This window comes from Piscinibacterium candidicorallinum, assembly GCF_047549485.1.
In the GTDB taxonomy this organism is placed as follows: domain Bacteria; phylum Pseudomonadota; class Gammaproteobacteria; order Burkholderiales; family Burkholderiaceae_C; genus Piscinibacterium; species Piscinibacterium candidicorallinum.
The window spans coordinates 2,720,636-2,741,035 of sequence record NZ_CP180191.1 but is presented as its reverse complement, the minus strand read 5'-3'; the positions used below and the strand labels follow the sequence as shown (position 1 = coordinate 2,741,035).

Sequence of the window (20,400 nt, the reverse complement as noted above, 5' to 3'; positions counted from 1 at the left end):
AACCGCTACGGGGTTGGAATGCGTACCACTTTCCCGGTGGCAGTTGCACGCGCCACGGCGAGTTGCTGCCGGATGCTTTCGTTGACCGAGGCAAGATCTCGGACTTCGTGCAGCAGTTCCGCGTTCTCCTTCCGAAGCTCGGCATTCCGTGCCAAAGCTTCCTGCAACTGCTGCTGCAGGTCTGTGAGACGGGCTTTGACGGTGCGACCCGAGGCCAAGCGAATCGCCTCGGCGACGGCCGGGTACTTGTTGTGAATCAGGCCGGGCGTTACCCCGACTGCCGCAGCGACCGCAGAGATGCTGACGCGGGCCCCAGCTTCCTGCAGACCTTGAAGCGCCCTTTGCAAGTCTTTCGTCGTCTCGCCGCGGTCCCGACGTGGCCGTGTAATGCCTTCTTGCTTACCAGGGGACTTGGACGTCCGACTCATGGCTTCTGCTCGACTAAGCCAAGGTCAGTCAGGACGGCGTGTGCAGTTTCGAAGTCACGTCGCACGCGCTGCTGGGCACCAGGACCCAGGTGCTCGGCCTCGTCCAGCAGTTCCTTCTGCTGGTCGTATAGCTCTCTCCAGACTGCTGCTTGGGAGCGGTCGATGCAAGAGCTTCCGCAGCCTCCGCATCGCGACATTTCATAGAGGCCGGCGCCACCGCATCCGTCGTCTTGCGCAAGGCACCAGGCGTGGCCCGTGGCCCGAATGCGCACGGCTTCGGCCGTATCTCGAATCAACTCTTCCCGACTGTCAAAGGCATTGGCACGCATCTGCGCTATTCGCCTGCCCGCACCGCCGCTCAAAGGGCTGTCGTCGCTCGTCCATCGGGTCAAGAGTTCAACCTTGAAGGCTGACATCTCCGTCAGCAGTTCCTCATACAACGCCGCGTCCTGCTGCGGATTGGCCGCGTAGAGTTCTGTCATCGACATCGAGGAGTGTTTGAACTGCTCCTTGAGCAGCAGCATGTTGCCCAGTCGATGCCGCACGAAGGTCCAGGCATACGTCCTTCGGAGCTGGTGGGGCGCCAGCGCCCAGTCGGAGCCAGCGCGCTCGGCGAATTCGTTCATGGCAGCGTGCCATCCGATGCCCGACATCTGCGCGATACCGGAGCGGCTCTTAGCTAGAGTCAGGAACAACGCGTTCTTGCATTGCTGAATCGCAGCGAGGCGCTTGAGTTCCGTCAGCGCGAGGCTGCGCCCCGTGACCGCCTGTAAGGCCGCCAGTTCCGACGCCAGTCGCACTCGAAGCGGCTGCGACCAGCGCTCCATGACTCTGAGCACGGTATGTCCGAACGCCGGCATGAGGTACTCGACCGGGCCCTTTCTCGTCTTGTGCTCGACGCTTTTGACCCAGTGATGCTTCACGCCACCCTGTACCTCCGTTCGCCCAGCACCGACCTGGACGCCAGCCAACTCTTCACAACGCATGCCGGTGAGGATGCCAAGCATGAAGAAGCACGCATCGCGAATCAGCCTTACTGCCGGGTCCGTATCAAAGCTCCGCGCGCCAGCTTCCACCTCATCGAGCAATTGGTCGGCTTGCTGGATGGTGGTCTCAGCGAACTTGAAGATGAGCGCCAGGTCATCGGCCGGAATGAGCTTCGTCTTGCCGACACTGCCTCCAACATCGGCATCGCCGACGGTCTCAGCACCCACCCCGTCTGGCCAGGGGTCGAAGTCAAGCGGAGCCGAGCACTCTTCCCGAAACATGTACAGCAGCCGGATGGCAGCGCGTGACTTTTGGAGCATGTCGACAGACAGTCCTTCGCTGCGCTGGACATGAATGAAGCTCGTGCAGTGAATGGGCCTGACATCCGCGAACGTCGCCACCCCAACTGTGGCCAAGAATCTGGTGAAGGGCAGCAGAGCCGTTGCGTGGCGCCGAATCGTTGTGGCAAGCGGGGGCTCGACACCGTTCGGCATCCCAACCTTCCAGTACCGGTAGAGCACGGCCTTACAGTCGGGCTTGAACGACTCAGGGAAGCTACCCCAGTCTATGGTCTTGCGGCCGCCTTGCACGTTCGACTGTTCGAAGAACGGCCAGAGGTCCCATAGGTCATCTCCATAGCGCGACACGACATGTTGCACACCGGAGCTATCCACAACTGCAGAGACGACGACCTCGACGCCCTGCCCGCGCGCCGCGCTGTCTAGCTGCGCACTCAGTGTGTGCACGTCAAGCCGCACCATCTGTTTCCTCTCTCCGCATGCCACCATAGTTCTTCCAGAACGTCAGGGGCTTGACCCGGGCCTGTTCCCTTGCCTGCTCGACCAACTCAGGGTCGAACTTCTCGCTGGTAAAGGTGTCGATGAGTGTCTGCAGCCAAGTGAAGTAGGACACCCACTCGGAAGACTTTGCTGCCTGCTTCTCACGCTCTAGGAACCCGTAAAAGCTGAACAGCCGATGTAGGTCCCGTTCGCTGCCGACGATCGCGTAGCTGCGGCATCTAAGGCAGCTCAGGAAGTCTGCGCAGTGACTCGAACCGTTCTTCGGTGCTCGCTCGCCGTACAGCGTGTCGGCGCAGGCGCCCACTGGGGTCGGGCTGAGCGTGGTCGGCTGTGCTCCCTGACGGTAGACATTTGGAAGATCCTCGTGAACAACCGTCGCATGGGCCCGCATCTCGGCAGTAACCGCAAGGTAGTGCTCGTCAGAAGTGCGCGGCGCGTGCCGCATGAGGGCAGCAACGGTAACGAGGTCACCGTTCGATAGTTCCCAGAGACGGTTTTCCAGCGTGACCCGCAGGCGCCGGTTGTTTAGTACCAGCGGCTCGCCATCGTCTCCTAGCAAGCCGTGTCGCCTAACGAAAGCGGCGACGGCCGTCGAAAACAGCACCTCGGTAAGTCGCATCAGATTGCCCTTGCGGTTCTGAGCGTCAGACCGGTAAAGCCACAGGCAGTCCCGCCACTCCGGGGGCGCAACGGCGGCCAGCGGAGCGGTGTACTCAACGAGTTTCTGGAACAGGGCGAAACCGTCCATCGGAACGGGCACTCTTTCGAGCACCGACGACGAGGCGACCAATGGAACCCATTGCTCGCCGCGGGACCGCCCCTTGAAAAGCGAGAGCATGCCCATCTTCGGCATGAAGGGGTGCTTGCTCATCGCAGACCGGCCCAGGGTGAGCATCGGGGTGGTGTTGATGCCCGTGCGCAGGCTCAGCGATAGCCCAAAGGCGACCAGCGCTTGCGTGTCGCTCAATGCGCCCGGCATCTGGTGGATGGCGATGATGTCTGCCTTCAGCGCGTTGACGACAGCTTGTCGTTCGCGCCTCGACAGTGGCGCTGTGCTCTCAGACTTGCACCCGCGAAAGGGCTTACCGCGCACCAAGCCTGATGGGTCGGGGACTGCCGAGGCCTTGTGGAGTGCCTGCAGGAACGCCATCAACTGGCTGAACGTGATGCGCTGTGAGGATGGCTTCTTGCTGGCATTGCCGGCCTTCAGCCAGGCAATGAACGACGACATCACGGGGGCCGAGAGACGCGCTGGCTCGGGGCACGCCCCGGTCGCTTCCAGGAAGCGAAAGAACGTGAACAATCCGCTGCGCGCGTAGCCACACAAGGTTTCGCCCGACCGTTCCTTGCTGCGATTCATTGCAGCGAGCTGCCTGTAGCTGACCTCCACCCAGGCATCGAGCCCTCGGCCAAGCCATTTGGAAAAGCCGATGACTGTGGTGCCGGTCGGAACGTATATCGTGAGATCGCGGACCTCAGAAGACGCGCCGGCTACTGCGGGCGCTACGGGTATCGGCACCTCTGCGACAAAGTTTTTCCTGCGAGCCATCGTCACTCCTCGACACCGGCGAACAACTTGGCAAGTTCATGCTCGTGCGACTGCAGCAGTTCGGTCGCCAGTTGGTCGATGAGCTGGAGGTACACGGTCGTGCTGCTGACGCTGCGATGCCCGAGCCGGTCTCGCACGTACAGCAGCGGGTCTCCTCGGTACTGGCTCTGTCTAAGGGCCATGAGCGTGTAGGTCGCGTAGGTGTGGCGCAGCATGTGCGGGCGCACATGGAATCCGACCCTCGCCTGAAGTGCTTCGAACAAGCTCGTCACGGAGGACGGGCGGAATCGCCCGCCTTTGGCAGAGACGAACAGTTCGGACGGGTTGACCATCCGCGCTCGCTTGGGCCGGCCTCGAACTGCGTACCACCACAAGTCCGACATCAAGTCTGCCGGGATGTCGATCGCTCTGGGCTTAGAGAACTTCAAGTCCATGTCCTTGGGGCTCAGGTGAACCCGGAGGAGGCGCTTGTCGCGCGTGCTCGCGCGCTTGTCCGGGTCAAAAACGTACGCCAGAGGGAAAGACGTGCATTCCTCGTGACGCAAGCCTGTGCGGACCATCAGCGCGAACATCAGCCGATGCGTTTCGTTAGTCAGCTCGGACAGGCAGGTCGCCACCTGGTCCCGGTGGAGCAACTTGGGCAACTTGCGTGGCTCGATGAGCAGCAGGTCGGGCCGCTTGATGCGGTCATCGTCTCGCTTCAGATGTTCCAGCAGGCCCGCGGGCCGTCCGGAGCGAATCTGCTCGAAGTCGAAGGGCAGTTCGTCGACGTGCCGATGAGCGACACACCACTCGTAGAAGGCACAGATGAGCCGAAGACGGGCGTTGACAGTACTTGGAGCATTGCCGACGGTGCCTCGGGACCAGTCGCGGTACCAGTGAACAGCACTCGGCATGCCCGGTCGCGCCCGAGCTCGCCAATCAGCTGCATTGGCCTCGCAGAAGGCCATAAAGTCGTACAGCGCCCGTCCGTACTTCTCCCAAGTCTTCGGGTCGCTTCTGCGCCCGCTTCGCGTCAGGTGCTCCCAGAGAAATGTCTGAGCTGGCTCCACAGGTTCGCCACGGCGGACCAGCAGGGGGAAACCTTCGAACGACCGCCCCTCGACGACCAGGCTCTCGGTTGCAGCTATCAGTCTCATAGCCCAGCATCCCGGAGCAACTCGACAGCCTGCTTGAACGGCTTGCCAGTGAGGTGCATGACCAAGTCCACAGCGCCGCCCCCGCCGCGCCTGGAACGCGTGTCGTAGAACTTGGGGCCGCACACCAGTAGCTCGAAGTCGCTATGACCCCAAGCCGCGTGCCAGCGTTCTGTGCCCGGGTCCTTGACCGGCTGGAACGTGCGGTCGCGCTTGGCGTGATCGGCCACGGCGCTCAGCACTTTGACGGACTCCATGGCGCGCCAGCGCGCCAGCGTTGAGTTATCCACAGCCCGCATCTCCCCCGGACCCCCTCTTGCTACTCGCCTCAAAGAGGCTAGGAAAACAAGATACAAAACAGCCAAGAGAGGGTAACAGTCCTGAGCGTCAAGAACAGGCCGGCGCTCTACCGACTGAGCTATCGCTGCGTGAGGGTGTGGTTGCGAGGACAGGAGTCGAACCTGTGGCCTCCGGGTTATGAGCCCGGCGCTCTGCCAGCTGAGCTACCACGCAACATCCATGGCGATGCCTCTGGGTGTAGAGCCCAGGGGCATGGCGATGGAGCGGAAGGTCGGGGTCGAACCGACGGCCTCCTCGTTGGCAACGAGGCGTTCTGCCACTGAACTACATCCGCAAGGTGGGTGCACCCGCCGGCTCACCCGGACACACGTCCGGCCACATCGTGCCGGCGGGCGTACCCTACACACGATCAAGTTGTGAATGAGCGAAGACGAAGCAGGCAGAACCTGCATCGCGGTGCCGATGCGGCACCAGAAAAACAAAAAACCCCGAGGGACTTCACGTCGCTCGGGGTTCGGGTGAACCAGTTGGAGGCAGCGGACTAGCCGGCTGTGCCTCCCCGAGCGGGGTGCGCATCCTCCCCATTGGGCCGATACGCGGTCGGGCCAAAGGATTCAATGACGCACTGCGCACTGAGTCGCTGTGAATGCATGACTCCGCCCAGGGCCCAACCCAAGCGGGCGGCCAGGACATGACCTCGCGCTGCCGCAGCGGGCAGTCGCTTGGTGGTCGATGTCAGGACGGGTTTCATGATCAGACGATTATTCAGTTCAAAATGAAATTCGGTGCAGTCGAGAACGCCGATTCAGCGTATCTCGTTGACATGGATCGTATTGTGAATATCCGCGTTTGATTTGTCAAGCGGCTTTCTTGCGAGACTCTTCGGTGTGGCTGGCTGGCAACAGGGCCGTGGCGCTGGCCATGCGCAGGGCAAAGGCGATGGCGTCGCGGTCGGTGCTCAGACCATACCGGCGCCGAATGGTGTCAATGGCCGCAAGGTCTTCCGCCTCGAAGGCCACACTCTTGACCTTGCCTCCGCGGGTGTAGAGCGCCGCCAGCGATGCGTTCTTGCGGTCGCTGGCGGTGGAACCGGGTTCGTGGATGCGTGGACGAGGCATGGCGCGAATTTTACGCGCATAGCCGCGAAACCTCATCGTCGGACCGCCCTACCCAAATCATGCGATTGGGGCACAGGTTTTCAGGCGAAATTGCCCCAGACCTGCAAGTCTGACCGAATTATTTGCGGCACGATGCGATCTCCGGTCTCCCTACCGACAAACAATGAAAGCGCACCGCTTCCTTGCGTCTCTCGCGCTTGCTGCCCTCGTGCCTCTCACGGCTGCAGCCAGCCCCTCACTGCCCACACACCCCCTTGCGCTTGCCAGGACCCTACACGCGCGCGCGATTGCTGGTGCTCCGGCCGACGAGTTCGTCGCCGCGATCGAGCGCTACAACGCGCGCCAGCGCAAGCTCACAGGAGCGGAGCAGCCCTTTGTCGGCAAGACCCCCGAGGGGTTCATGGAGGTCGAGTTCGACCGGATGGGCCGCGAATGGGTGTGGTTGCGCGTGAAAACCGTGACCTCGTCCTACTTGGGCGCTGACTACATCGGCGGCGCCTACAGCGTGCGCACATTGGTGATCCCGCGATCCGCGAGTCGCGAGCCCGCATACTTTGAGGGTCTGGCGTCGCCGCTGAACCCACCCAACCGCTTCATCGTTCGACGCGAGTTTGGCGAAGACAACTTCTCAGCCACCGGGCAACTCGATCTGGTCGATCCGAGCAAACCGGACACCGTGCTGTGGAGCGTAGATCCTCGCGTACTGGCTAAAGACGCCGTGTACGACTCGGCGCTGAGCACTGGCCCGGGTGGCGCTGTCACCTACACCTACACTCAATATGAGGATCTGGCCGACACTGACCCGCGCGCCACCGAGAAAGGCTGCGAAGGCGGGCCAGCGCTCATTCACAAAGTGACGGTGAAGCTCAAGTGCGGCCCGAGCGCCTGCACCGAGACGTCGCGGCGCGTCACCAAGCAGGCAGGCTGTGGGCCGGTGGCCTGCTGACCCCGCGTCCCAAGCGGCTATCGGTAGTAGTCCGCCGTGCGGTACCAGCCCTTGCCGGCCACCCAGGTGTAGTTGCGGGCCACAAGGGACGCTGTGTCATCGAACTCCCACGCGTCGATGCTCAGGGTCTGTCGATCCGTGGCCCACGGCGACGGACGAGACCCATCCTTCGGATCTGCAAGTAACCCGTAGTTCACGTCGGCAAGCAACACCACGCCCGGACACGTCTCACCGTTGATACTCACATAGACAGGCAGGTACTCCAGCCAGCGCGCCAGCAGGTCGCGGGTCACGGTGCGCGGCACGTTCGGACTGATCTCGATGCGCTGCGGCAGGGCACTGCGCAAGGCTTCAGCCAGCGCGGCGCTGTCGATCTTTCCGCTCAGCAGATACTCGGGAATCGCAAAGGGTCCATACCGCGTCACGCGCGAGTACGCCACCACATCGCTGTGCACGCGGCGGCTAGGACCCTTGCGCATCGCCAGTCGCTCGCTCAGGACTGTGGCTCGCTTGGCGAGCTCCGCTCCAACACAGCGTGTACTCAGCGCGTGCGCGTCGAGCAACTCCGTGTCGATCAGCCATCGTCCCGCCAGCAGGAACCGCTCATCGAGCACCTGGAGTTCCTCATCTCGGAGAACCAGGAAGAGGCCGGACCGATCCGTAAAGTAGTACCAGTCGGTACGGAAGATCCATCCCCGCTCTTGGTCGTACGTCTCCGTCGCTCCGTACACCTCACCAAAGTGCAAGGGCAGGGTGGTGATTGGGGCGAGCGGCTTGGTCAGTTCGATGGTGCGCGGATGGTATTCATAGGACGGGGGCGAGCCTGCCGCTTTGCTCGCCGGCTCGTTGCTGAACAGGCGCCACAGCCAGGTCCAGTAGCTAAGCAACAGCGGGAAGAGGACGCTCCAGAGGACCGCCACCCCGAAGGCGGCAATCCAATACACCCGATCCTGGAGAAAGGCGAACACCGCGAAGATGCTCCCTAGCCACAGGATCAGGAAGCTCAGACCGCCCCAAGGGGTGCGCCTCACCATCCGACAAACCCCCGATCCAATGGCGCATCGACTGCGTCGGCGCGCGCTCGAACCTCACCCAGCGTGTGATCCGCCAGCAGCCGACCGGTATCCCACACCGGCACGAGCATCTGGGTCCAGCCGGGGCCGGCCAGAGGCTCTCTGCCAGTATCTGACCACCCGTTGTGCACCGGGGTCGTGAGCCATTCACCAGTTGTGTCATTGCGCCATGCGGTCAGCCGCCCCGCCTTCGAACGCTTGCCCGGGTCTGTCACCGGATCCTTGAACACATCACGCCATTCACCTTCGATCAAGGCGGCGGAGGTCTTCATCGCGAACTTGCAGGTGTCGCGATTCAAGCCCTGCAGCAGCGCTCCGCCCATGCCGAAGGCTACGTTCTCGGCGCTATATCCGTTGATCTTCATTGCGGCCAGGATGTCGCGGATCGCGCGCAGATTGACGCCGTCGCCATGGATCACCCGGACATGGCGCAGCACCCTGAACCCCTTGCTGTTGAGGTCACTGCCGAACTTCGCATCAAGAATGCCAAGGGTCTTGAGCACGATGCTGGCCGGATCCCCACTGTCAGGGCGAATCACCACCGTGGCGCCCGAGTCGATGATCTCCTGCTTGAGCGTTGTGCCCCAGTGATTTTCGAGGGCGTTGAAGAGGTCGTAGCTATCCGATACCACGGCGACCAACGCCCCCGGCTTGGCGAACTGCTTGAGCATGTTCCGGTACGCGTCGACTTCCCCGGCCTTGCCCCAGCTCGTGATGGTCGAGTGCTCGGCGGCCGGAATCGAGAACCCGGCCATCGGCTCACGGTAGAACTGTCGGCCAGCCAGGATGCCGGCTACGGTGTCGGTGCCCCGGAAGCTCACCAGGTGCGCCAGTGCGCCGCGCGCGGCACTCTCCGGGCTGGAGACCCCGCGGTAGCCGAAGTCATGCAGCTTGAAGGCCAGGCCCGCTTCGGGGGTGTCGGAAGTCGCCACCAGGTAGCGCTTGATCAGGCTGCGAATCGTCCAGCTTTGAGTCGCGACCGTGATCGGGTACCAGACCTGCAAGAGCAAGGTCTCCAGGTAGGACACGCACCAGAAGGCCTGGGGATCGGTCGATTCGATCGTCATCAGCGGCGTCCCCGTCGGGGCAGCCACGCCTTCGGGCAGGGCGTTGATCCGCACCGGGAAGTAGCCCTGGTGCGTATCCACGATGTAGCGAAACCCGGCCTCATTGAAGGGCTCGCCATGCAAGGCCCAGAAGTCGCGTGCTTCATCCACGTCGGCATGCGTGATCGGGATGGCGAGGTAGTCCTTCAGGATCATCTGCAGCCCGAAGAACAGGGTGTGGCTGAACTCCCCACCCCGGCTTTCGATGTAGGCGTGCAGCCCTGTGGTCCCCGGGGGATATTGGAGGTAGTGCGAGGCCTTGTAGCTGTCCGTGGCCAGAGCGAGATTGGTCAGCCAGCGCGAAGGCTTGGGCTCGCCCAGGCTCCGCTTGAGTTCAGCCAACAGTTCAGCGCGGTCTTGTGCGCTAAGCGAAGCGAGCAGGGTCGAAGCCGAGGATTGGGGCAGGTCTCTTGCAGTCATGGTCTGAAACTCCTTCAGATCAGTGGGGGAACTCGCCAGGTCTATCCCAGCGAGGGAAAGGCTCACAGATTGGCCACAAAGTGCTCGAGGATGGAGCCGTGGTCCTCGAAAAAGCTCTCCGACATGTTGCGGGCGACTGCCAGCGGGACCCAACGGGCCCGTCGGGCATCGGATCCGCCCTTGATCTCGGGCAGGCCCGCAGGGCTGTCCTCCAGCACGATCAGGTGGGCATGGGTGATGGTGCGCCCGCGTTGCGAGCGGCCTGGGTGGTCGAACACCTGGCTGGCCTTGATCGAACCGCGCAGCACCTTGGCAGGCACCTTGATGCGCGTCTCCTCGACCAGTTCGCGGATGACGGCATCGGCGATGCGCTCGTTGGCATCCAGGAAGCCGCCGGGCAGTGCCCACAGGCCCTTGCCGGGCTCGGCACCACGTTGCACCAGAAGCACATGCCCAGACTGCACCACCACCGCATCTACCGTGACGAAGATCGGCGGGTACTTCAAGCCTACAAACTGGCTTCGATAGGTCTGCAGGAAGGTGTGCTCGCGCACGAGCTGTTCGAAGGCGTCGGTGCGCCGGAAAGCACGGATGAAGTCCAGCACGGCCGCAGGCAGCCAGGAGGCCAGCAGCATGTCGCGTCCGGCGTCCGGCTTCTTGAGCGCGAGGGGCTGGGTGGCGAAGTCTTCTGTAGCAGGCGTCTTCCCGTCAGCGGTCTCCAGCAAGTCGGCGAACAGGATGTCGCGCACCTGGGTGGCGGAGACTTGCCCCTGGGTGAGCGCAAACGGTTCGAGTCGCCACTGCGGGAACATCTTCAGGTAATAGCTGGACTCGTCTTTCTCGTAGCCCACGAGGCACACCCGCGTCGCAGGGGCGCCGCTGGCATCCACGGCGCGCTGCACCCCGGTCACCCAGGCTTGATCCGAGTACAGGTTGTCGGGGAGGGCGGCGAAATGCAGTCGCGCGGCGGCATCGGGCAGGCAGGCGCGGATCATCTGCTCGCGCTCAGCCGCCAGAAACGGGTTCTTGACGGTTCGGGGCTGGGCCGCGGAGCCCAGCACGATCAGGACCTGATCAGCGAGCGCAAGCGCGTGCCGAACGAGGGCGAGGTGACCGTTGTGGAAGGGGGAAAAGCGGCCGATGACAACGGCCAGCGCGTAGCTGTCTTTGCGGTGCATGGAGGCTCCCTCGATGCGGTTTGGCACGCTTGGATCTGTTCCTTGCGTTGACTGCAGTATGAGCGCGACAGCGAGAGATTTCAAGTCGCAGCTGGATGATCAATCAGCTGTGCGGCCTGCCGTCGCTCCTTGTATGCCAGCGCCCATCAAGGCACGTAGCTGCTGTCCATAGACCCTCTCGAAAGTTTTCTTTCGAATGCTCATTCGACTAGTACACGCGTGGCGGCGAAGCGGGTCTCGTCGCGGATACCGGCTCGTCTGCCACGACGCACCACCAGGTCTGTCCATAACTCTGGGTCGAGTTGTTGTTGTCCGGCAGGCGCTCCCAGCCCGTGAGCACCATCAGCGTGGGCGTCATCTGTACAAGCTGGGCGTCCATCAAATCCGGTAGCACCGGAACGCCATACGTGGCGCAGATGAGCTGGGCACGTCGCACCGGGCGCAGAACCTCGTTATCTTGGATATCAGTGATGATGACCCACCCAAGCTTGACCGCGCCGGGGCGTTGACCCGTGGGCCGACCGCGCCGACGCATGGGCATGACGCGGAAGAGCAGCTGGTGACTGTTTTTATTCACAGTACAATTTTTACCGCATGCGGGAGGCCCGGCGATGTGCAACCGATACGTCAGCCCCGCTGAAGCGGAAATCGAGCGCTTCTGGCACATCGGCGCGCGCAACAACAACCCCTGGCGCGGCGGCGGGGTGTACCCGCGCGCCCCGGGTCCGTTCCTGCGTCTCGATGATCGGGGCGCGCTTGAGCTTGTGGTGGGCCAGTGGGGCTTGATCCCTTGGTTCGCGAAGACACCGAAGCTCACCTACTCCACCAACAACGCGCGCTCCGAAGAGTTGGCCTCGAAAGCGTCGTTCAAGGACCCGTGGAAGCGCGGCCAGCGCTGCATCATCCCTGCCTGGTCGTTTGATGAACCCAACTGGGAGACCGGGCGCAACGTGTGGTGGACGTTTCGCCGCACGGACGGCCGGCCGTGGGGCTTGGCCGGGCTGTGGAACCGGTGGATCGACCGTAGCAGCGGCGAGATCCACGAGAGCTACACCATGCTCACGCTCAATGCAGATCAGCATCCGCTCATGAGCCGCATGCACAAGCCCGATCCGAAGTTGCCGCCCGACGCCCAGGACAAGCGCTCCGTCATCGCGATCGAGGACGCCGACGTGCAGACCTGGCTGACCGCCAGTCCAGACGAGGCAAGCGCTTTACTGCGGCTCACACCGGCGGAGATGTTCGAGGCGCAACCGGCCGACAGCACGTCTAGCGCATCGCGCCGGCTCGGCGGTACAACGCCGCCATGAGCTCAGTCACTGACCGGCTGTTCGCCACAGACGAAGACCCCGACCTGATCGTCGCCCGCTCCAAAGAGCGACGCGACCAATCCAACGCCCAGGCGATCGAGCGCTGGCGCGCGTGGCTGGCCCAGCACCACGAGGCCACCCTCGCGCTGTCCCTCGATGAGCTGGAGCGACGCCACGACTTCATCCAGTGGTGGTTCCCGATCGGTGCGAAGAGCCCCATCAACCCCGACGCTCCGGTGATCGGCCGCCACGCCATGCGCGATGCGGTACAGGCCGACCCCGAGCTGGCCGCGGCGATGCGGAGGTCGTTCCACCGCTTCCTGCAGGTGCTGGGCTTGGCGCTGGAAGGTGGGCAAGTGCGAGAGGTCAATGCGCCGGTGGTGCGCTGGATCGATCGCGCCACGCATACCGATCGGCGCTTGAGTCGCGCCCTGCGCAGCATGCACAACGCAGGCCTGCACGATGAGACGCGCGCGCTGATGGCGTTCCTAGAGTTGGAAATGAAGGACCGCCCCGCACGCTGGGACGCGCTGCGGTGGTGGCGCCATCAGCTCGTGGATGCCTAGGTCAAGCGCGACTCCAGTCGCCTGGATGGTCGGAGATGCGGCCGATGATTGGTTCTCAGGATGGGGCTGCGCTGGTGTCAGTGCGCGCTATATGCGCATGAATTTCTGCGGCAGCGACCGGTGGATCCAAGATCGGCGTCGGGACACGCCAGGTTTGGTCTACTGCAGTTCGCAACCCACGAAGGGGCAGTGAGTATGCGCATTCACGTCGTGCTTCAGGACGGCACCCACATCGAGGTCGAGGAACTGTGCCTGTCTGTCACCTATGTCGGGCTGCTTGAGGGCGAACCTGACAGCGCGCGCACACGCCTCGAAAAAGAGGACTGCATCGATTGGGCCAGGCGTATCGAGCCCGCTGACCTGCCGGTCACATGCTTCGGACCGGAATGGGGACAAGCCGGCACCACGCGATTGCCACCGGTGCGATTTGCGGCCATGGTGACGTCCGAGCAGCCGGTCGACTCGGTGCATCTACTGTCCTGGGCCAAGATCGCGTGGTTTGGGACACTTGACGCCACCGTGCCGATTCAAGACGTGCTGCGGCGATCCCTGTCATCACTGGCGTGGCGCAAGGTCGCGAAGGGCTACGACATCTAGCGAGACGCGTTCCGAGGATCGGCCGCTACGAGCTCAAACAGTTGAGCCGGCCGGAATGCGCCTTGTCGGAACTGTCCCTCTACCGGTTGGACCAACTGGCGCTCGGCGAGCTTCCTGCGAAAGCTGGATTTGTCCAGTCGGTGTCCGAGAATCGCCTCACAGGTGGCCTGCAGCTCTGTGAGAGTGAATGGTGTCTCGAAATACCCTGCGGGTAACTCCAAGCGATCAATGGCGCTTCGGATTCGAGTCATCGCGAGCTCAATCAACTTTCGGTGGTCAAAGGCCAGCGTCGCATCCGTGGCGGCATCAGAGGCTGGGCGCCAGTCGATCGCGGCAATGCGCTTGCCCGGCTTGGGTTGAATTTGTTCGCCCGGGACCAGCGCCTGGTAGACGATGCTCAGGGCCCAAGGCGCACGCGGATCGCGACTGGCGCCACCGATTGCTCCCCACTGCTCGATGTAAGGCACTGGAGTACCGAGCCGTTCGACCGCGATGCGCTGTGCAGCGCTCTCAAGATCCATGTCCATGTCGATCCGAAGTACGCCGCCCGGAAGCGCCCACTGTCCGGCAAACGGTGCTTCGGTCCGCTTGATCAGCAGCACCTCCAAGCCCGATGGGTGGACGGCGAACACGATCAGTTCGATGCGCGTGAAGGGCATCGGGTAAGTCTTGGTGGTCATGCCATGATGATAGTTGCGAATCGCCAATAAGTAAGGCACAATGACTTCGTTGTGATGTGCAAATAAGAGGCCAGCGATGTTGGAAATTGCGTATGACCTGATCGGCGATGTTCATGGGCAGGCCGGGTTGCTTGAACGGCTGCTCGAACAGCTGGGGTATGTCGCAGCTGGGCGTGGCTTCAAGGCTCCCGCAGGACGTCAAGCGGTGTTTGTAGGGGACCTGATTGATCGCGGCCCGCAGCAACTCCGTGTCCTGGAAATCGTTCGGGCGATGATGGACGCGGGCGATGCGCGGGTGATCATGGGCAACCACGAACTGAACGCGATTGGCTATGTCGAGCGCAAGGCAGACGGCTCGGGCTTTCTGCGAGAGCACTCCCCAGAGAAGGTGGCGCAGCATGCGGAATTCCTGCGGCAGGTGGGCGAGGGATCCGCAGCGCACAAGGAATGGGTGGACTGGTTTCGGATCTTGCCCCTGGCGCTGGATCTGGGCGGAGTCCGGGTGGTGCACGCGTGGTGGCATCAGCCTTACGTGGACGCCATTCAGCGCGCGCATCCAGGAGGCAGTCCGATTTCTCAGGACTTCCTGCACGCCGCGTTCCGCAAGGGTTCGTCGGAGTGGCAAGCGGTGGAGGGCCTGTGCAAGGGCTTGGAGGTGCGCTTACCGGAGGGTTATGCCTTTGAGGATCATGGCGGCCACAGGCGCCATGAGGTTCGTGTGAAGTGGTGGGCTGATCGTGGACTGAGCCTGCGCGATGCCGCGCTGCTACCTGCGAGTCAGCGGCATTTTGTGCCGGAGATCCCGCTGCCTGCGGACCTGCCTGGTGGAGAACCCGAGGGTGCGCCGGTGTTTGTAGGGCATTACTGGATGAAGGGGGCGCCGATGCTGCAGTCTGCAAAGCTCGCGTGCTTGGATTGGAGTGCGGCCAAGGGCGGGCCGTTGGTCGCGTACCGCTGGGACGGCGAGGCTGAACTGGTGTCCTCCCACTTGCGCTGGGCTGATCACTGATTCTTCATGGGTGACTCGCTGAGATTGACAGCGAAGGAAGGCTTAACAGCCCGCCTTAACCAAGGCGACACCCGAAGGATTGGACCTGGGGCTTGTCGCTGCAAGGCTGGGACCGGGTCACCGATCGCCCAGTGGCCACTCGACCATGTAGTTCGGCTCAAGTGAAGCGCTCCCTTGAAGCGTAAAGTGCAACATACTGGGAGGGTGACTTGGCTATAGCAGCAAGTGAGATGCCCACCGTCACACCAGGGACGAGACCGAGACAACAAAGAAATGAGCATCGCTGGTCATCGTCTAAAGGTTGTTCTCGCTGTTGCACTGCTGATCGTGATGGTCGCGTTCTGGTGGGCGCGCAACCGGACGGAACCGACCGATCCTGCACGAGAAGCTCGCATCCCATCGGCGGGGTTTGCTGATCACCCCGTAGCCGCCGCACAAGCCCCAGCGCTTGCATCTGTAGTCCGCTCGGATATCGCGGAGAGTCCGCTGCTTGGCGAGCTGTACGCCTCAGCAAACCTCGCCCAGTTCTTCGAACATGCCTTGCGCCGACCGGAGGAGGGCGGCGTTTACTTTGCGATCAAGTCCTTGCAACTCTGCTTGTTTCCCTTCGAGGACAGTGCTGAAACCCAAGCGCCGAGCGCAGCGCAGCTGCGCGCGCGTGCATTGATGCAAGCGCGGTGCTCAGCCTTGAATCAGGGTGTTCGAACCGATTCATCTGAGGATCACGCGCTCAAACGAATCCAGGACCTTGAGCGAGGTGATTTGGCAAAACGCGATCCATTGATCCAAGCCCGTGAGCGCTTGTATGCACTTGCGGCGGAGCATGCTGATGCAAGCCGTCGCACGGAGGCCCTAAATGCCCTCATGCAGGCTGGTGGCGCTGGGGTGCTTTACGGAGAGCTGCAGCAAATCGACCTTCACCAGCGGATCTTCTTCCAAGGCAAGCCGTTTGGAGGCGTGGACCGACTGGCCTTCCAGCGCGCGCTCATCGTGTATCGCATGGAGCGATCACTCGCAGCCGGAGGCAGCGATGGCGGCAATCTGGCGCTTACGTTTTGCGCGTCGACCGGGCGCTGCGACGGGGATGCGTTTGCTCGCGTCCTCGGTAGTGTTCAGGATTCCGACACTGACGCGGTTCGGCATGTGTATCCAGCACTACGCGACGCCTTGAATAAGGCGGATGTCAGCGCGTTTGCTGTGCCGAATCAAGCGGATCCTCAGTGACTTCGGCGCACGAACAGCATCTTGCCCGACTCAACCGCTTGAATGGGGCTGACTGATCGAAGAGACGGCCTCTGACTCCCAGCGGTCAAGTGTGGACGGTTTCACGGCGCTCTTCAGGGTGCAGGCATGAATAGGTGACGCGTGTTGGCCCCTTAGGGATTGGCCTCAGAGCATTGGTCGGCGTTGCCGATATAGTCCACGCGATTTGCTTGCACGTCGAGAATTGCAGGGGGAAAGCGCGATGCTGAAATGGATGGCCAGGCTGCTCGGAGACAGCGCATTCGAGCTGCCGCCCGGTGTCCCGGAAGCATGGGTGAAGCAACTGGAGAAGCTCCTCGCGCCGCTGGACAAGGTGGATGGCGCCAAGGGCCGCCAGGGTTTGGCGCGCGACATTCTCGGTTTCGTGCTTCACGGTGAGCCGCTAGCGGTGCTTCACGAGTTGGGTCAGCGTCCCGAAGTTGCCGAGCGCTTCCTCTTGACCGGTTTCCACTATGGCGGCGCTCGGCGCGCCCTTCCCGATGTATTTGAGCGCTTCAGTGAGCTCTCGCCTCCCATCGCCCTTCGCTGGGCGCGGGTGCTTGAGGCCAGCGTGAATGCGCAGCCCTCGCAGTGTTCCATTCAGATGCCACGGGGTATCCACTGGCCTGAGGTGCTGCTCATGGCCAGCGCTGAAACCAGCCTCACGGGGTGGTCAAGTCGGCGCCCCAAAGCTCAGGGTCTGACGTACGGTCAGATCGAGAAGCTGCTTCAGGAGGATGGATTGGACGCCGCATCGCTGCTTGCCGCGTGTTTCGCTACACCAGTCGATTCGTCCTACTACACCGCACAGCGACTGCTGATGCTGACCGACCTGCCAGACTATGCACAGGCGCTGGAGCGCCATGTGGAGACCATCCGCCCGCTCATGTTGGCCACTACTGTGGCCCAGCGGGTACATGTGCTGTCGATGCTGGAACAAGCCACTCCTCCTACGCTGGAGCAGCTCGCGCCGGAGCTCAGCGAACTGGCTGTGGCTAGTAGCAAGCAGGTGCGCATGCCGGCGGAGGCGCTCCTGCGACGCTGTGGCATCCACACGTCAGCGCCGCTACGCGAGCTGGCTGTCCACGGCAAGCCCGAGCAGCGATTGCATGCACTGCGGCTGCTTCAGCAATTCGCCTCGAAGCGGGGTGACGCTGCCGACACGTCCTTCGCTCGCGAAGTCGCGGCGCAAGACAAGGCGCCGTCGGTGCAGGCCCTTGTTGCGGAGTGGGATGCTGGCTTGCAGGTTGCCGAAGAGGGCAGGGAGGACTACGAGGTCACCCCGCCGCGCATCGATTGGTCGGCAGCCAACTGCCATGTTCCTAAAGAGGCGCTGGATCGACTGTGGAAGGAGATCGGTGAGTCGATCACCCGCTCCAACGCAACCAGCCGCGAACACCACGCGCGCATGATGGCTCAGGGGCATAAGTACCCCTTGCGCCTGGAAGAGTTGTTTACAGCTGCAGACGAGCAGGCTTTACAGGATTACTTGGCCTCGGGGCAGCCAAAGCCGCCAAAGCGCAAGCAGAACGACAGGCGCGGTTGGAGCCACGTGGAGCAGCCCACGTTGAAGCTGGTTGAGATCGACGGCGTCAGTCCCGTTGCGCTGTTCAAGGTCATGCTGTTCTTTGGAATAGCTGTGTCGCACGACGGCATGCTCGAGTATGCGGCGACACGCGTCTTTGACGCCGCTCATCGCCGCTACGGGAAGCCCAGTTTGCTCGAGTTGTCTTGCATGCTTGACGACGCGGGGTACAAAGGCCAGGCGCTGTTGCGAAACTACTGTCGCGCATGGGGTGATCCCTTCGCTGCAGATTGGCCAAGCGAAGATGTATGGCCGTTCTTCGCATGCCACCTTGAGATGGTGCTGCAGGCGCTGCTGCATGACACCATCAAGGACTACTCATTCAGCCGAACAGGGTTGTTCCGTGCCATCGCTACGCTGCCCAAGCCGCCGGCGGCCGCCATCAATGCGCTATTCACACTGGCGCTGGGCTCGGGCAAGACTGATCGAGGTCCCGCTCAGGAAGCCTTGCAGAATCATCCGGGCAAGGAGGAGCGCATCATTGCAGCCCTTTCCGACGGGAAGGCTGAGACACGTGCGGTCGCTGCGAACTGGCTAGGTCGGCTGCGTTATGCACCAGCCGTCGAGGCGCTGGAGAAAGCGGTCGCCAAGGAGAAGCAAGACGTCGCTAAGGGGGCCATGCTTGACGCGCTGCAGGCGCTCGGCCAACCCGTCGAAAAGTATCTTGACCGCAACGCGCTGGCTATTGAGGCAGCCAAGTCGCTTGCCAAAGGCATTCCCAAGGATCTGGACTTCTTTCCGTGGAGCGCACTGCCCGAAGTTCGATGGGCGGAAAGTGGTGTACCGGTGCCGTCCGATGTCTTGCGTTGGATGATCGTGCAGGCCGTGAAGAACAAGTCGCCCGAGCCCAATGCCGTGCTACGCAAGTATTGCGAGATGTTTGATGCACGCGACCGAGAGATGTTCGGACAATTCGTGCTGGAAACCTGGCTGCGTGAGGACGTGAGGCCAGTCTCGCCCGAGGAGGCGATGCAACGTGCACAAGGGTTGGCACAGAGCACGTTTGCGTCGATGGCAAGTTACCCCCAGTACTACCAGGACAGCCCGAATCTAGGCAAGTCCGTGGAAGAGTTGACCGCCGCCTATCTGCCCGCCCAGCTTCGCCAGCCGGCCGGCTCTGCGACCGGTGCCAAAGGCGTGCTCGCAGTGGCAGCGGCCTGTGCACGCGAGCGTGCAGCCGGGCCAACGCAGCGTTACCTCAAGGAGTGGTATGGCTCCAGAGCCTCCCAAGGCAAGGCGCTAATTGCCATGCTGGCTTGGATCGACCACCCCAGCGCCACGCAGCTGATGCTCTCCATCGGCAGCCGCTTCCGTACCAAAAGTTTTCAGGAAGAGGCCACCCGCCAGGCCGAGGCACTGGCAGAGCGCAAGGGCTGGACGCTTCCGGAGCTGGCCGACCGTACCGTGCCGTCGGCTGGCTTCGACGAGACAGGCACGCTTGAACTCTCCTACGGGACGCGGAGTTTCACAGCACGCCTGCTCCCCGATTTCAAGGTCGAGCTATTCAACCCCGATGGCAAGAAGATCGCTGCACTGCCAGAACCACGGCAGGACGACGACGCTGAGCAAGCCAAGGAAGCCAAAAAGGCCTTCGCTGCGGCAAAGAAGGAGCTCAAGAGCATTGTCGATCTGCAAACCGATCGCCTCTACGAAGCGTTGTGCACTGAGCGTGAGTGGCCTGCCACCGATTGGACTGCCTACTTGCAACAGCATCCAGTGCTTCGCCACCTCGTACAACGGCTCGTGTGGGTGGAGCTCATGGACGGCAGGGCAAGCCGGACGTTTCGACCGCTCGACGACGGCACCCTGACTGACAATGAAGACAACGCAGTCGAACTGGAAGTGGGGGCGCGGGTACGCCTGGCGCACGACTCTTTGCTCGATGCCGAAGCTGTCTCGGCTTGGCAGCAGCACCTTGTGGATTACGAGATCAAGCCGCTGTTCCAGCAGCTTGGCAAAGGCCACTACGCCTTGCCTGAGTCGAAGGCTGGCAATGACGCAATCAAAGACTTCGAGGGCTACTTGGTTGAAGCTTTTGCGTTGCGCGGCCGTGCGTTGAAACTTGGTTACACACGAGGGCCTGCTGAGGACGCGGGTTGGTTCCACGTCTACGAAAAGCGCTTCCCGACGCTCGGGCTTCAGGCGGTGCTCGAGTTCACGGGCAACGGCTTGCCCGAAGAGAATCGCACGGTGGCCCTGTTGAACATGTCATTTGCCAGCACGGCTGACAACTCGAGCTGGCATCGCGGGCGGCTGACCTTATCCAAAGTGCCAAAGGTACTGCTTTCCGAGTGCTACAACGATCTGCGTCTCATTGCTGCCGAGGGCACGGGATACGACGCTGACTGGCAGAAGAAAAGTGAGTACTGA

General features: G+C 62.4%; 19 protein-coding genes and 2 tRNA genes. 8 read left to right on the top strand and 13 right to left on the bottom strand.

The window, feature by feature from the left end; all coding sequences use genetic code 11:
- Nucleotides 1-5: 5 nt before the first annotated feature.
- The 7 genes from ACMDW7_RS12365 to ACMDW7_RS12335 all read right to left on the bottom strand — a co-directional run bounded on the left by ACMDW7_RS12365 (nucleotide 6) and on the right by ACMDW7_RS12335 (nucleotide 5,534).
- Complete coding sequence (locus tag ACMDW7_RS12365; protein ID WP_377304181.1) at nucleotides 6-428, bottom strand: TetR family transcriptional regulator; 423 nt, start codon at nucleotides 426-428, stop codon at nucleotides 6-8.
- Nucleotides 425-2,176 (bottom strand): tyrosine-type recombinase/integrase, encoded by a 1,752-nt coding sequence (locus tag ACMDW7_RS12360; protein WP_377304183.1) that lies wholly within the window; start codon nucleotides 2,174-2,176, stop codon nucleotides 425-427. The genes ACMDW7_RS12365 and ACMDW7_RS12360 overlap by 4 nt, the downstream gene beginning before the upstream one ends.
- Complete coding sequence (locus ACMDW7_RS12355) at nucleotides 2,163-3,764, bottom strand: hypothetical protein (RefSeq protein ID WP_377304185.1); 1,602 nt, start codon at nucleotides 3,762-3,764, stop codon at nucleotides 2,163-2,165. Before ACMDW7_RS12355 ends, ACMDW7_RS12360 begins: the two co-directional genes overlap by 14 nt.
- Nucleotides 3,765-3,766: 2 nt before the next feature.
- Nucleotides 3,767-4,903 (bottom strand): tyrosine-type recombinase/integrase, encoded by a 1,137-nt coding sequence (locus ACMDW7_RS12350; RefSeq protein WP_414859555.1) that lies wholly within the window; start codon nucleotides 4,901-4,903, stop codon nucleotides 3,767-3,769.
- Nucleotides 4,900-5,199 (bottom strand): hypothetical protein, encoded by a 300-nt coding sequence (locus tag ACMDW7_RS12345; protein ID WP_377304188.1) that lies wholly within the window; start codon nucleotides 5,197-5,199, stop codon nucleotides 4,900-4,902. The genes ACMDW7_RS12350 and ACMDW7_RS12345 overlap by 4 nt, the downstream gene beginning before the upstream one ends.
- A 138-nt stretch (nucleotides 5,200-5,337) precedes the next feature.
- A tRNA-Met gene (locus ACMDW7_RS12340) sits at nucleotides 5,338-5,413 on the bottom strand.
- 46 nt (nucleotides 5,414-5,459) lie between these two features.
- A tRNA-Gly gene (locus ACMDW7_RS12335) sits at nucleotides 5,460-5,534 on the bottom strand.
- Nucleotides 5,535-5,846: 312 nt separating this feature from the next.
- On the opposite strand from ACMDW7_RS12335, the gene ACMDW7_RS12330 reads away from it, so the two are divergent.
- The gene (locus ACMDW7_RS12330; RefSeq protein ID WP_377304190.1) at nucleotides 5,847-6,053 is read left to right on the top strand and encodes a hypothetical protein; all 207 of its coding nucleotides are present in this window, start codon (nucleotides 5,847-5,849) and stop codon (nucleotides 6,051-6,053) included.
- A 4-nt stretch (nucleotides 6,054-6,057) separates the two neighbouring features.
- Here the strand turns inward: ACMDW7_RS12330 and ACMDW7_RS12325 are convergent, their stop codons facing one another.
- The gene (locus ACMDW7_RS12325) at nucleotides 6,058-6,318 is read right to left on the bottom strand and encodes a hypothetical protein (protein ID WP_377304192.1); all 261 of its coding nucleotides are present in this window, start codon (nucleotides 6,316-6,318) and stop codon (nucleotides 6,058-6,060) included.
- A gap of 163 nt (nucleotides 6,319-6,481) precedes the next feature.
- Between ACMDW7_RS12325 and ACMDW7_RS12320 the strand changes: the two genes are divergently transcribed.
- Nucleotides 6,482-7,264 carry a hypothetical protein gene (locus ACMDW7_RS12320; RefSeq protein WP_377304193.1) on the top strand — a complete coding sequence of 261 codons (783 nt, stop codon included), beginning with the start codon at nucleotides 6,482-6,484 and terminating at the stop codon, nucleotides 7,262-7,264.
- A 17-nt stretch (nucleotides 7,265-7,281) separates the two neighbouring features.
- Here the strand turns inward: ACMDW7_RS12320 and ACMDW7_RS12315 are convergent, their stop codons facing one another.
- The 4 genes from ACMDW7_RS12315 to ACMDW7_RS12300 all read right to left on the bottom strand — a co-directional run bounded on the left by ACMDW7_RS12315 (nucleotide 7,282) and on the right by ACMDW7_RS12300 (nucleotide 11,582).
- Nucleotides 7,282-8,232, bottom strand: a complete 951-nt coding sequence (locus tag ACMDW7_RS12315) for a hypothetical protein (protein ID WP_377304195.1) — start codon at nucleotides 8,230-8,232, stop codon at nucleotides 7,282-7,284.
- Nucleotides 8,233-8,291: 59 nt separating this feature from the next.
- Complete coding sequence (locus tag ACMDW7_RS12310; protein ID WP_377304197.1) at nucleotides 8,292-9,863, bottom strand: nicotinate phosphoribosyltransferase; 1,572 nt, start codon at nucleotides 9,861-9,863, stop codon at nucleotides 8,292-8,294.
- Between the two features lie 62 nt (nucleotides 9,864-9,925).
- Nucleotides 9,926-11,041 carry a bifunctional nicotinamide-nucleotide adenylyltransferase/Nudix hydroxylase gene (locus ACMDW7_RS12305; RefSeq protein WP_377304199.1) on the bottom strand — a complete coding sequence of 372 codons (1,116 nt, stop codon included), beginning with the start codon at nucleotides 11,039-11,041 and terminating at the stop codon, nucleotides 9,926-9,928.
- Nucleotides 11,042-11,249: 208 nt separating this feature from the next.
- Nucleotides 11,250-11,582: a hypothetical protein gene (locus tag ACMDW7_RS12300; protein ID WP_414859554.1), complete on the bottom strand. Its 333-nt coding sequence runs from the start codon at nucleotides 11,580-11,582 to the stop codon at nucleotides 11,250-11,252.
- Nucleotides 11,583-11,652: 70 nt separating this feature from the next.
- Here ACMDW7_RS12300 and ACMDW7_RS12295 point away from each other — a divergent pair, with 70 nt between their 5' ends.
- From ACMDW7_RS12295 to ACMDW7_RS12285, 3 genes are all read left to right on the top strand, one after another.
- A complete protein-coding gene (locus ACMDW7_RS12295) occupies nucleotides 11,653-12,351 on the top strand; it encodes an SOS response-associated peptidase (protein ID WP_377304203.1) in 699 nt (232 codons plus the stop codon).
- Nucleotides 12,348-12,917, top strand: coding sequence for an opioid growth factor receptor-related protein (locus ACMDW7_RS12290; RefSeq protein WP_377304205.1), 570 nt, complete (start codon nucleotides 12,348-12,350; stop codon nucleotides 12,915-12,917). The genes ACMDW7_RS12295 and ACMDW7_RS12290 overlap by 4 nt, the downstream gene beginning before the upstream one ends.
- A 195-nt stretch (nucleotides 12,918-13,112) precedes the next feature.
- Complete coding sequence (locus tag ACMDW7_RS12285) at nucleotides 13,113-13,514, top strand: hypothetical protein (protein ID WP_377304207.1); 402 nt, start codon at nucleotides 13,113-13,115, stop codon at nucleotides 13,512-13,514.
- Here ACMDW7_RS12285 and ACMDW7_RS12280 read toward each other — a convergent pair.
- Nucleotides 13,511-14,221 carry an NUDIX hydrolase gene (locus tag ACMDW7_RS12280; protein ID WP_377304209.1) on the bottom strand — a complete coding sequence of 237 codons (711 nt, stop codon included), beginning with the start codon at nucleotides 14,219-14,221 and terminating at the stop codon, nucleotides 13,511-13,513. The genes ACMDW7_RS12285 and ACMDW7_RS12280 overlap by 4 nt on opposite strands.
- Nucleotides 14,222-14,270: 49 nt before the next feature.
- Here ACMDW7_RS12280 and ACMDW7_RS12275 point away from each other — a divergent pair, with 49 nt between their 5' ends.
- The 3 genes from ACMDW7_RS12275 (at nucleotide 14,271) to ACMDW7_RS12265 (ending at nucleotide 20,400) form a co-directional block, all read left to right on the top strand.
- Complete coding sequence (locus tag ACMDW7_RS12275) at nucleotides 14,271-15,203, top strand: metallophosphoesterase (protein ID WP_377304211.1); 933 nt, start codon at nucleotides 14,271-14,273, stop codon at nucleotides 15,201-15,203.
- Nucleotides 15,204-15,476: 273 nt separating this feature from the next.
- Nucleotides 15,477-16,427, top strand: a complete 951-nt coding sequence (locus tag ACMDW7_RS12270; protein WP_377304213.1) for a hypothetical protein — start codon at nucleotides 15,477-15,479, stop codon at nucleotides 16,425-16,427.
- 241 nt (nucleotides 16,428-16,668) lie between these two features.
- On the top strand, nucleotides 16,669-20,400 hold the full coding sequence (locus ACMDW7_RS12265; protein WP_377304215.1) for a DUF4132 domain-containing protein: 3,732 nt from the start codon (nucleotides 16,669-16,671) through the stop codon (nucleotides 20,398-20,400).

Excerpts from the sequence above, each read along its gene's own strand:
- ACMDW7_RS12275 (WP_377304211.1), top strand. The coding sequence starts at position 14,271 with ATGTTGGAAATTGCGTATGACCTGATCGGCGATGTTCATGGGCAGGCC.
- ACMDW7_RS12270 (WP_377304213.1), top strand. The coding sequence starts at position 15,477 with ATGAGCATCGCTGGTCATCGTCTAAAGGTTGTTCTCGCTGTTGCACTG.
- ACMDW7_RS12330 (WP_377304190.1), top strand. The coding sequence starts at position 5,847 with ATGCATGACTCCGCCCAGGGCCCAACCCAAGCGGGCGGCCAGGACATG.
- ACMDW7_RS12290 (WP_377304205.1), top strand. The coding sequence starts at position 12,348 with ATGAGCTCAGTCACTGACCGGCTGTTCGCCACAGACGAAGACCCCGAC.
- ACMDW7_RS12325 (WP_377304192.1), bottom strand. The coding sequence starts at position 6,318 with ATGCCTCGTCCACGCATCCACGAACCCGGTTCCACCGCCAGCGACCGC.
- ACMDW7_RS12320 (WP_377304193.1), top strand. The coding sequence starts at position 6,482 with ATGAAAGCGCACCGCTTCCTTGCGTCTCTCGCGCTTGCTGCCCTCGTG.
- ACMDW7_RS12360 (WP_377304183.1), bottom strand. The coding sequence starts at position 2,176 with ATGGTGCGGCTTGACGTGCACACACTGAGTGCGCAGCTAGACAGCGCG.
- ACMDW7_RS12265 (WP_377304215.1), top strand. The coding sequence starts at position 16,669 with ATGCTGAAATGGATGGCCAGGCTGCTCGGAGACAGCGCATTCGAGCTG.
- ACMDW7_RS12355 (WP_377304185.1), bottom strand. The coding sequence starts at position 3,764 with ATGGCTCGCAGGAAAAACTTTGTCGCAGAGGTGCCGATACCCGTAGCG.
- ACMDW7_RS12345 (WP_377304188.1), bottom strand. The coding sequence starts at position 5,199 with ATGCGGGCTGTGGATAACTCAACGCTGGCGCGCTGGCGCGCCATGGAG.
- ACMDW7_RS12305 (WP_377304199.1), bottom strand. The coding sequence starts at position 11,041 with ATGCACCGCAAAGACAGCTACGCGCTGGCCGTTGTCATCGGCCGCTTT.
- ACMDW7_RS12350 (WP_414859555.1), bottom strand. The coding sequence starts at position 4,903 with ATGAGACTGATAGCTGCAACCGAGAGCCTGGTCGTCGAGGGGCGGTCG.
- ACMDW7_RS12300 (WP_414859554.1), bottom strand. The coding sequence starts at position 11,582 with ATGCCCATGCGTCGGCGCGGTCGGCCCACGGGTCAACGCCCCGGCGCG.
- ACMDW7_RS12310 (WP_377304197.1), bottom strand. The coding sequence starts at position 9,863 with ATGACTGCAAGAGACCTGCCCCAATCCTCGGCTTCGACCCTGCTCGCT.
- ACMDW7_RS12365 (WP_377304181.1), bottom strand. The coding sequence starts at position 428 with ATGAGTCGGACGTCCAAGTCCCCTGGTAAGCAAGAAGGCATTACACGG.
- ACMDW7_RS12295 (WP_377304203.1), top strand. The coding sequence starts at position 11,653 with ATGTGCAACCGATACGTCAGCCCCGCTGAAGCGGAAATCGAGCGCTTC.
- ACMDW7_RS12285 (WP_377304207.1), top strand. The coding sequence starts at position 13,113 with ATGCGCATTCACGTCGTGCTTCAGGACGGCACCCACATCGAGGTCGAG.